The organism is Mycobacterium arosiense ATCC BAA-1401 = DSM 45069 (genome assembly GCF_002086125.1).
GTDB classification, from domain to species: domain Bacteria; phylum Actinomycetota; class Actinomycetes; order Mycobacteriales; family Mycobacteriaceae; genus Mycobacterium; species Mycobacterium arosiense.
The window spans coordinates 1-235 of sequence record NZ_MVHG01000409.1; the positions used below are offsets into that span (position 1 = coordinate 1).

The 235-nt window shown below is 64.7% G+C and carries 1 protein-coding gene; it reads right to left on the reverse strand.

The features are described from left to right. Positions 1-235, reverse strand: a 235-nt coding sequence (locus BST14_RS32365; protein WP_211280876.1) for an L-lactate permease, incomplete at both ends; no start/stop codon positions are given.

A 235-nucleotide genomic window follows, 5' to 3' on the forward strand; every position in this document is an offset into this window, starting at 1 on the left:
ATACCAGCGCCGAGAGGAAGATCGCCGTGCCGGTGGCGGAGATCGGGTCGAACTTGAATACCGCGGCGATCGGCGTGGCGCTGGTGGCGATCGGCGCGCCCTTGACCACCAGTTGGTCGAGGTGCGGGATGGCGAAGTTGAACACCAGCCAGTAGAGCTCGCCGCCCGGGGCGAACAGGGCCTTGAAAGGTTTCAGGGTCCAGATGGTCACCAGTACGGTGAGCACCAGGAACGG